Below are 9,748 nucleotides of genomic sequence, written 5' to 3'. Positions count from 1 at the left end.
GCGAGTGGCGAACGGCTGAGTAACACGTGACCAACCTGCCCCGCGCCCGGGGATAGCCCAGGGAAACCTGGGGTAATACCCGATGCCCCCTCCGGGCCGCATGGCCCGCAGGGGAAGGCTCCGGCGGCGCGGGATGGGGTCGCGGCCCATCAGGTAGACGGCGGGGTGACGGCCCACCGTGCCCGCGACGGGTAGCCGGGTTGAGAGACCGACCGGCCAGATTGGGACTGAGACACGGCCCAGACTCCTACGGGAGGCAGCAGTGGGGAATCTTGCGCAATGGGGGCAACCCTGACGCAGCGACGCCGCGTGCGGGACGGAGGCCTTCGGGTCGTAAACCGCTTTCAGCAGGGACGAGTCAAGACGGTACCTGCAGAAGAAGCCCCGGCTAACTACGTGCCAGCAGCCGCGGTAATACGTAGGGGGCGAGCGTTATCCGGATTCATTGGGCGTAAAGCGCGCGTAGGCGGCCGCGCAGGCGGGGCGTAAAATGCCGGGGCTCAACCCCGGCCCGCGCCCCGAACCGCGCGGCTTGGGTCCGGCAGGGGAGGGTGGAACGCCCGGTGTAGCGGTGGAATGCGCAGATATCGGGCGGAACACCGGTGGCGAAGGCGGCCCTCTGGGCCGGCACCGACGCTGAGGCGCGAAAGCTGGGGGAGCGAACAGGATTAGATACCCTGGTAGTCCCAGCCGTAAACGATGGACGCTAGGTGTGGGGGGGACGTCCCCCCGTGCCGCAGCCAACGCATTAAGCGTCCCGCCTGGGGAGTACGGCCGCAAGGCTAAAACTCAAAGGAATTGACGGGGGCCCGCACAAGCAGCGGAGCATGTGGCTTAATTCGAAGCAACGCGAAGAACCTTACCAGGGCTTGACATGCGCGTGAGCCGCGGGAGACCGCGGGGCCGAGAGGAGCGCGCACAGGTGGTGCATGGCTGTCGTCAGCTCGTGTCGTGAGATGTTGGGTTAAGTCCCGCAACGAGCGCAACCCCCGCCGCATGTTGCCAGCATCAAGTTGGGCACCCATGCGGGACCGCCGGCGCCAAGCCGGAGGAGGGCGGGGACGACGTCAAGTCATCATGCCCCTTATGTCCTGGGCTGCACACGTGCTACAATGGCCGGTACAGAGGGTTGCCACCCCGCGAGGGGGAGCGGATCCCTAAAGCCGGCCCCAGTTCGGATTGGGGGCTGCAACCCGCCCCCATGAAGTCGGAGTTGCTAGTAATCGCGGATCAGCATGCCGCGGTGAATGCGTTCCCGGGCCTTGTACACACCGCCCGTCACACCACCCGAGTCGTCTGCACCCGAAGCCGCCGGCCCAACCTCGTGAGGGAGGCGTCGAAGGTGTGGAGGGCGAGGGGGGTGAAGTCGTAACAAGGTAGCCGTACGGGAACGTGCGGCTGGATCACCTCCTTTCTAGGGAGACATTCTTTAGAGAGACATAGACTTACACACTTTGGTTCGAAGGCCCGGCCGCGCGCCCGGCCCGGTCCGTCCCCGGCATCCCCCGCGGCGTCCGGTCCCCGGGGTCGCACCCGCGTACCTTGAGAGCCGCATAGCGCGAGAAGGGCCAGGAGGCACATCCTGGCCCGGACACGATTCTCCATCGATATCAAGCGAGTAGAGAACGAAGAAGCATCAAAGACCCAAACTTGGATTACACACAAGGTTGGGTCGCATCTGATCGAAGAATGGTATGCGACACCCGGGGCCCCGAGGGGGCCCCGCGAGCGAGCGCTATTCATGCGACACATCCAAGACGATTTGAATGCAAGCACGTGGCGGCGCCGCCCCGGGGCGGGGCGGCGAGAGATGTCACGGGCGCACGGCGGATGCCTTGGCACAGGAAGCCGACGAAGGACGCGGCAAGCCGCGATAGTCCCCGGGGAGGCGCACACGGCCTGAGATCCGGGGGTCTCCGAATGGGCGAACCCGGCCGCGGTGGCGCGGCCGTCCCCCTCCCGAACACATACGGAGGGGGAGGGGAACCGGGGGAACTGAAACATCTAAGTACCCCGAGGAGGAGAAATCAACACGAGATCCCCCGAGTAGCGGCGAGCGAAAGGGGGCCATGGCCAAACCGGGGAGCGCCAATGGTCCGGAGGGACCGGCGCCCCCGGGGTTGTGGGACGGCGACGTCGGGGGGCCTCCGCCCCCCGGGGCCGCGCGCGAGGGGGAGCCGAACGGCATGGGAAGGCCGGCGGCACAGGGTGAGGGCCCCGTAGGCGCACCCCATCGCGCGGACCCGGAGCCGGTCCCGAGTAGGGCCGGGCACGTGAAACCCGGTCCGAACCTGGGTGGACCACCATCCAAGCCTGAACACTCTCCTGTGACCGATAGCGTACCAGTACCGCGAGGGAAAGGTGAAAAGCACCCCGGGAGGGGAGTGAAACAGCACCTGAAACCGTGCGCCCACGAGCAGTCGGAGCACCTATGCGGTGTGACGGCGTGCCTTTTGTAGAATGAGCCAGCGAGTCGCTGGCGCGGGGCGAGGTTAAGCTTGGAAGCGAGCCGTAGCGAGAGCGAGTCCTAACAGGGCGATTGAGTCCCGCGCCGCGGGCGCGAAGCCGGGTGAGCTATCCCTGGGCAGGCTGAAGCGGGGGTAAGACCCCGTGGAGGGCCGAACGGCAGTCCGTTGAAAAGGGCCCCGATGACCTGGGGATAGGGGTGAAAGGCCTATCAAACCCGGAGATATCTCGTTCTCCCCGAAATAGCTTTAGGGCTAGCGTCGGCCGTTCTCCGGCGGAGGTAGAGCACCGGACGGGTGAGGGGGCTTCGCCGCCTACCGATCCCGACCGAACTCCGAATGCCGTCGGACCAGAGGCCGGCAGTCAGAGCATGTGGGCTAAGCTGTGTGCTCGAGAGGGAAACAGCCCAGACCGCCCGCCAAGGCCCCCAAGTCCATGCTGAGTGGCAAAGGATGTGCGTCCGCCCAGACAGCCAGGAGGTTGGCTTAGAAGCAGCCACCCCTTCAAAGAGTGCGTAACAGCTCACTGGCCGAGTGGACGCGCGCCGACAATACACGGGGCTAAGCATGGCGCCGAAGCGGCGGGCACGCGAGAGCGTGCGGTAGGGGAGCTTCCCGCGGGGGGCGAAGCCGGAGGGCGACCTCCGGTGGACCGCGCGGGAGTGAGAATGCTGGCATGAGTAGCGAGAGAGGAGCGAGAAACTCCTCCGCCGTGAACCCGAGGTTTCCTGGGCGAGGCTAATCCCCCCAGGGTCAGTCGGGGGCTAAGGCGAGGCCGGCAGGCGTAGCCGACGCGCAGCAGGTCGACATTCCTGCACCGCGCGCGGACCGCTATGACCGACGCGGCGACGGATGGGGGTGGCTCGGCCGGGTTCTGGACGTCCCGGTGATGGGGTGCGGCCCGCGGGGGAGGGAAGTCCCCCCCGCGCGAGGGCGAGGCCCCGGACGAAGCGATTAGGCGAAGCGAGTGAGCCCGTGGTCCCTAGAAAAGCCGCTAGGCAGGTCCGCGCGCGCCCGTACCGCAAACCGACACAGGTGGGTGGGTAGAACATACCGAGGCGATCGGGTCAACCGTGGTCAAGGAACTCGGCACAATGGCCCCGTAACCTAGGGAGAAGGGGTGCCGGCGCGTACGTGAAGGGGCATGCCCCCGGAGCGGAGGCCGGCCGCAGTGAAGAGGCCCAAGCGACTGTTTACCAAAAACACAGGACTCTGCAGAAGCCGCAAGGCGACGTATAGGGTCTGACGCCTGCCCGGTGCCGGAAGGTCACGCGGAGGGGTTAGGGTTCGCCCGAAGCTCCGAAGCCAAGCCCCGGTAAACGGCGGCCGTAACTATAACGGTCCTAAGGTAGCGAAATTCCTTGTCGGGTAAGTTCCGACCTGCACGAAAGGCGCAACGACTTGGGCGCTGTCTCGACCACGGACCCGGTGAAATTGCACTGGTCGTGAAGATGCGACCTACCCGCGGAAGGACGGAAAGACCCCGTGAACCTTCACTGCAGCTTGGCATTGGCCGCTGGTCGGGAGTGTAGAGGATAGGTGGGAGGCCGTGATGGCGGGGCGCCAGCCCCTCCGGAGCCGCCCTTGGAATACCACCCTCTCCCGTCCGGCGTCCTAACCCCCGGCCGTGAGCCGGCGGGGGGACCGTGCCAGGCGGGCAGTTTGACTGGGGCGGTCGCCTCCTAAAGGGTAACGGAGGCGCGCGAAGGTCCGCTCGGGGCGGTCGGCAACCGCCCTCGAGAGTGCAAGAGCGCAAGCGGGCTTGACTGCGAGACCCACGAGTCGAGCAGGTGCGAAAGCAGGCTCTAGTGATCCGGCGGCCCCACGTGGGTGGGCCGTCGCTCAACGGATAAAAGGTACTCCGGGGATAACAGGCTGATCTTGCCCAAGAGTCCACATCGACGGCAAGGTTTGGCACCTCGATGTCGGCTCATCGCATCCTGGGGCTGGAGCAGGTCCCAAGGGTACGGCTGTTCGCCGTTTAAAGCGGTACGCGAGCTGGGTTCAGAACGTCGTGAGACAGTTCGGTCCCTATCCTCCGCGGGCGCAGGGGAATCGAGGGAGGCTGCCCCCAGTACGAGAGGACCGGGGTGGACGGACCTCCGGTGCACGGGTTGTCGACCGACGGCATCGCCCGGTAGCCGCGTCCGGCACGGATAACCGCTGAAGGCATCTAAGCGGGAAGCCGTTCCCGAGATCAGTTCCCCCTTCGGTAAGGGCCCGGGTAGAACACCCGGTGGACAGGCCGCAGGTGCAAGGACGGCGACGTCCTCAGCCGAGCGGTGCTGATCGCCCGAGCTCTCTTCAGGCCGCGTCCCGCGCGGCGCCGCGACAGGCGCCCGCTCGGTCCATGCCGCTCTCCGACGTGTCCGGGAAACCCTTCGAGCGCTGTGCGGCCCTCAGGGCACGCGGGGGGACGCCCCCGGGGATCACTCGCCGGCGGGCGCCGCCCGGCGGCCAGCGGCCATGGCAGGGGGGACACGCCCGGTCCCGTTCCGAACCCGGAAGCTAAGCCCCCTCGCGCCGAGAGTACTGCGGGGACAGCCCGTGGGAGGGCAGGGCGCCGCTGGCCGTCGGGCGGCGCAGGGCCCGCGAGGCCCGCGCAGGGGGGAGGGGCTTTCCAGCCCCTCCCCCCTCTTCTGTATCTAGGCCTGTGTCTATTTCCGGTACGCGCGGGGCGGGGGACGCCTCGAGGTCTACGCGGTACAATAAGTCGGTATGACTGTTTATCCGACCACGTACGACCTGACCGGAGGTGTTCTTGTGGCACAAGCGGGCATCGGTGTCGATATCGTTGAAATTCCGCGTATGGAGGCAATCCTTCAGCGCACTCCCTCGTTTGCGCAACGAGTTTTTACCGATGAAGAACGTGAATATTGCGAATCCACTTCGCGTCCAGCGGCGCATTATGCCTGTCGTTTTGCTGCACGGGAAGCCGTTCTAAAGGCCTTGGGTGCGGGTTTTGGACCTGGCATTGGGCGGAAAGACGTATCTGTGTCACGTGACGCCCGTGGAAAGCCCTGTGCTGTTCTTTCCGGCGGGGCGCTGACGGCCGCACGGGAAGCTGGTGTGGTAGAGGTTGCGCTTTCCTTATCTCTTACCAGCGGGCTGGCTGTGGCTAACGCGATGGCTATCACGCAGGATGATCGTCCTAAACCGAAAGAACAGGCGGTTGACGAACGGGCGCGTATAGCTCAATCTTTTCGCGAGGCGCGTGTAGTCCTTGATGAGCTAGAACGCGCGCAAGACGATGGACTGTTCACTGATGCTGCATCTCAGGAAGATGCGACGGTTAGGGGTGACGATGAAACCGGTTCTGAGCACTGACGAGGTCACTCGGCTCGAAGACATCATCGAAAAAGAAGGCACCTCGAAAGCCGAGCTCATGGAGCTTGCCGGAGAGTTTGTGGCTCAGGAGGTCATGCGTCTTAAGCCGCAGCGTGCTCTAATTCTTACAGGTTTTGGCAACAATGGTGGCGATGGATGGGTTGCTGCTGACGTTCTTTCGCAAAAGGGCGTTTCGGTTGATGTGGTGACTCCGGTTGAGCCGGATGAAATCCCTGCCGTTCTTGCCCGTCATGTTGCGCGCAGGACGGCGGGTCGCGATGTCTCCATGTATGTTGGACCCTCGCGCGATGAGCTTGCTGGCTTGCTTGAACAAGCCGATGTTGTTGTGGACGCTATTCTTGGCACGGGCTTTCATGGGGCGCTGCGTACACCCTTCTCGATTTGGATTCGTACGGTCAACGAGGCCGCGCCGACGGTGGTTTCCGTTGACGTTCCTTCAGGTCTCGATGCTCGTACGGGGCGCGTTGAAGATGACTGCATTCGTGCCGATCGTACCGTTACCATGTTGGCTCCCAAGATCGGGCTGTATAGTGGCGATGGCCCTGAGTATGTTGGCGAGCTGGTATGCGGCGAGCTGTATGAAAAGATGGACGAGGTCATTGATGATGTCGATCATGCTGCCGAGATCGTCGAGCCGGTAGACATCGTCGACTATCTCCAGCATCTTCCGGCAAATGTCGACAAATATTCTCGCGGCTCGGTTCTTGTGGTGGGCGGTTCTACCCAGTATCCCGGAGCTGCGATTATGGCTGCCAAGGCCGCCGCTCGCGCCGGCGCCGGTTACGTCGCCGTTGCCGCTCCTGAGCCATGCGCCAACCTTATCCGGCTTGCGCTGCCCTCCATCCCTGTTTTTGGCATTCCCTATGACTCCCGCGGGTCTTTTGGCGCGGCTGCGCGGAACGCGGTCTGCGAGCTTGCGCAGAAATACAGCTGCGTTGTGTGCGGTCCCGGCATGACGGTTTCCGCCGGCAGCATGGATGTCGCCTTGGGTCTGCTCGAGCTCGATGTGCCGCTCATCCTGGATGCAGATGCGCTGAACTGTCTCGCCAAGGCATCGATCGGCGGCATTGATAAGACGCCCGAGATGTATCGGCGCGAGGCGCCGCTTATGCTCACGCCCCATTATCGCGAGCTTTCTCGCCTGGTGGGTGGCGACGAGGTGAACGATTTGGTATCGGCAATCGATGCCGCGCAGAAGCTGGTGTGGGCTGCAGGCTCTGACAACCTCGTTGTGATTGCCAAGGGCCCGACGACCGCCGTCGTCGGCGTTGAAAAGGTGCTGTTTCCCATGTCTGGCCCCGCCTCGCTTGCCACGGCGGGCTCGGGCGATGTGCTCGCCGGCATCTTGGCTGGGTCGACTGCCCTGTGGGCCGATCAGGTGGATATCTGGGAGCTTCTCGCATCGTATGCGGTGGCCATCCATTCGTATACCGGCTTTGCTGCGGCGGAAGAGTATGGCGAGAAGAGCGTCATGGCAACCGATCTTATCGATTTTATTGGCCCGGCGATGCATCTTGCCGGCGACGAGGCCCTTCGTAGTCTCGGCCTGCTCAACGGTGAGGAGGAGTAGAGACATGGCAGCCACGAGTCGCCATCCCTTGACACGATGGGCATGGGTCGAGATCGACCGCGGCGCGCTTCGACGCAATACGCGCGCGTTCAAGAGTTTGCTCAAGCCGGGGCAGAAGCTCTGCTGCGTGGTCAAAGCCGATGCCTATGGGCATGGTGCGGTGGAATGTGCCAAGGTCATGCAGTCTACCGGTGCCGACATGTTTGCCGTCGCGACCGTCGACGAGGGAGTTCGCCTGCGCGACGGCGGTATCACCGCCCCTATCTTGATCTTGAGCGAGCCGCCTCTCGACGCCATTCCGCTGCTGCTTGAGCATCGCATCATGCCGTCGATCTATACGTCGGACTTCGCTCTCGCCTATGGTGAATGCGCTGTTCAAATGGGAACGGTGGGCAAGTATCACCTGGCAATCGAGACCGGCATGAACCGCATCGGCGTGCACTACACCCAGGTGCTCGATTTTCGCCGCAGCATCGACTTTCATCGAGGTATAGCGTGCGACGGCGTATTCACGCACTTCGCTACGGCCGACGACATCGACGGCTGGGATTATAAGCTGCAGCGTCGACGCTTCGACGAGGCGGTGGCGGCGCTGCGGGATGCTGGCATGGAATGCGGCATCGTGCATTGCGACAACACGCCTGCGTCGATCCTCGACCCTTCGTCCCATAACGACATGATCAGGGCGGGCATTGGCCTGTACGGCCTTCAGCCGTGTGACGCGACGCGCCCGCTCATGGACCTCGAACCAGTTATGAGCGTGAAGGCGCGGGTGACGCGTACGACGCGTCCTGCCATGGGCGAGGGCGTGGGATACGGATTCACCTACCGCGTTCCGCGAACCGCCGTTCAGATCTGCACGCTGCCGCTGGGGTATGCCGACGGTCTTTCCCGCACCCTTTCGAATCGTATGGATGTCCTCTATCGCGGCGAGCGTATCCGACAGGTAGGGAATATCTGCATGGATCAATGCATGGTTGCCATCCAGCAGACGCCGATTCACCAGATTCGCGAGGCCGAGTACGGAGACGAGATGGTCATCATCGGCCGCGATGGTGACGAGCAGATTACCATGGACGAGATGGCAAAGCTGCGCGGCACTATCAACTACGAGGTGGCATGTGGTTTTGGCATGCGGCTGGAAAAGGTCTATCGATAAGGAGGCGTCATGGGCGTCATGCATATTCCGGGGCATACCCATCAAGCGCCTCGCGAGGTGCGTTTGGATGAGATTCGCGCGGTGCTGGGTGACTGCCGGCTATGCGAGCTGTGCCAGACGCGTACGAACATCGTCTTCGGTGTGGGTGACCCGCGTGCGCGCGTCATGTTCGTGGGCGAGGCTCCGGGCAGAAACGAAGACCTGCAGGGTGAGCCGTTTGTGGGGCGCGCAGGCGAGAATCTCAACAGCATCCTGTCGCTCGCAGGGCTGACGCGTGAAGAGATTTATATCGCAAACGTCTTGAAGTGCCGCCCGCCAGGAAACCGCGACCCCAAGGCCGATGAGGTGCTTGCGTGCGCGCCGTTTCTCCGCGAGCAGATTCGTAGCATCTGGCCCGACGTTATCGTGACGATGGGCAATCCTGCGACGCACTTCGTGCTCAAGACCGAAGTGGGCATCACGCGCCTGCGCGGCAGGCTCCATCAGATGGGTCATTTCATCGTGATGCCGACGTTCCATCCCGCGGCCGCTCTTAGGAATCCCGCGTGGCAGAAGCTGCTCGAGGACGATTTCCGCATGCTGGGCGACTATCTTGAGCGTCATCCTGCCGCGCCGGTGCCGTCAGCGCAGGGCCCCGTCGCACAGGAATCCGATGCCTTGCCTACGGCAGGAGAATAGACATGGGTCTGCGACGTGAGGGGTTGGGTGCCTATCGCAGCCAATGCCAACAGGATACGGAGCGCCTGGGAGAGCTCATGGCAGATGAGCTCGCCGAGGGGGATGTCCTCATCCTGACGGGCGGGCTCGGCGTGGGCAAGACGCATCTTACCAAGGGTGTGGCGCGCGGGCTGGGGGATGAGCATCCCGTCACCAGTCCCACGTTCGCCCTGATGGCCGTCCATGACGGCGGAAGGATTCCTCTGTTTCACTTCGACCTGTATCGGCTGGAGCATGCGTACGAGCTTGAGGATACCGGCATCTATGATGTCTTGGGTTACGAGGGCGTCTGCATGCTTGAATGGGGAGAGCAGTTTCAAGACGAGCTGACCGACGAATACCTCTCGGTGGTGATCTCGCGCGTAGCGGATGCACCGGATGAGCGAACGATTGTGCTCGAGCCGCATGGCGAGCGAGCCCAAGAGCTTGCTGCGCAGATCGATCGAGCCGTGAAGGCAGAGCTCGAACAAGAGGCATAGCGAGCCTGAG

The 9,748-nt window shown here is 63.7% G+C and carries 5 protein-coding genes and 3 rRNA genes; all 8 read left to right on the top strand.

Annotation, left to right across the window (positions count from 1 at the left end; genetic code table 11):
* Positions 1–1,414, top strand: a 16S ribosomal RNA gene (locus tag B5F33_RS09690); the annotation flags it as partial.
* Positions 1,415–1,806: 392 nt separating this feature from the next.
* Positions 1,807–4,771 (top strand): 23S ribosomal RNA (locus tag B5F33_RS09685).
* Positions 4,772–4,921: 150 nt separating this feature from the next.
* Positions 4,922–5,037: ribosomal RNA gene (gene rrf, locus B5F33_RS09680) — 5S ribosomal RNA — on the top strand.
* Between the two features lie 191 nt (positions 5,038–5,228).
* On the top strand, positions 5,229–5,792 hold the full coding sequence (gene acpS, locus B5F33_RS09675; protein ID WP_087411608.1) for a holo-ACP synthase: 564 nt from the start codon (positions 5,229–5,231) through the stop codon (positions 5,790–5,792).
* On the top strand, positions 5,770–7,383 hold the full coding sequence (locus B5F33_RS09670) for an NAD(P)H-hydrate dehydratase (RefSeq protein WP_087411607.1): 1,614 nt from the start codon (positions 5,770–5,772) through the stop codon (positions 7,381–7,383). The genes acpS and B5F33_RS09670 overlap by 23 nt, the downstream gene beginning before the upstream one ends.
* Positions 7,384–7,387: 4 nt before the next feature.
* Positions 7,388–8,542 (top strand): alanine racemase, encoded by a 1,155-nt coding sequence (gene alr / locus B5F33_RS09665; RefSeq protein WP_087411606.1) that lies wholly within the window; start codon positions 7,388–7,390, stop codon positions 8,540–8,542.
* A gap of 9 nt (positions 8,543–8,551) precedes the next feature.
* Positions 8,552–9,220 carry a uracil-DNA glycosylase gene (locus B5F33_RS09660; protein WP_087411605.1) on the top strand — a complete coding sequence of 223 codons (669 nt, stop codon included), beginning with the start codon at positions 8,552–8,554 and terminating at the stop codon, positions 9,218–9,220.
* Between the two features lie 2 nt (positions 9,221–9,222).
* Positions 9,223–9,738, top strand: coding sequence for a tRNA (adenosine(37)-N6)-threonylcarbamoyltransferase complex ATPase subunit type 1 TsaE (tsaE, locus tag B5F33_RS09655; RefSeq protein ID WP_087411604.1), 516 nt, complete (start codon positions 9,223–9,225; stop codon positions 9,736–9,738).
* Positions 9,739–9,748: the final 10 nt, after the last annotated feature.

It is taken from the genome of Collinsella sp. An2 (assembly GCF_002160065.1).
GTDB lineage: Bacteria > Actinomycetota > Coriobacteriia > Coriobacteriales > Coriobacteriaceae > Limicola.
This window is presented reverse-complemented; position numbering and strand designations above follow the sequence as displayed.

Coding starts and splice junctions, on each gene's coding strand:
- B5F33_RS09670 (WP_087411607.1), top strand. CDS start 5,770: ATGAAACCGGTTCTGAGCACTGACGAGGTCACTCGGCTCGAAGACATC.
- alr (WP_087411606.1), top strand. CDS start 7,388: ATGGCAGCCACGAGTCGCCATCCCTTGACACGATGGGCATGGGTCGAG.
- B5F33_RS09660 (WP_087411605.1), top strand. CDS start 8,552: ATGGGCGTCATGCATATTCCGGGGCATACCCATCAAGCGCCTCGCGAG.
- tsaE (WP_087411604.1), top strand. CDS start 9,223: ATGGGTCTGCGACGTGAGGGGTTGGGTGCCTATCGCAGCCAATGCCAA.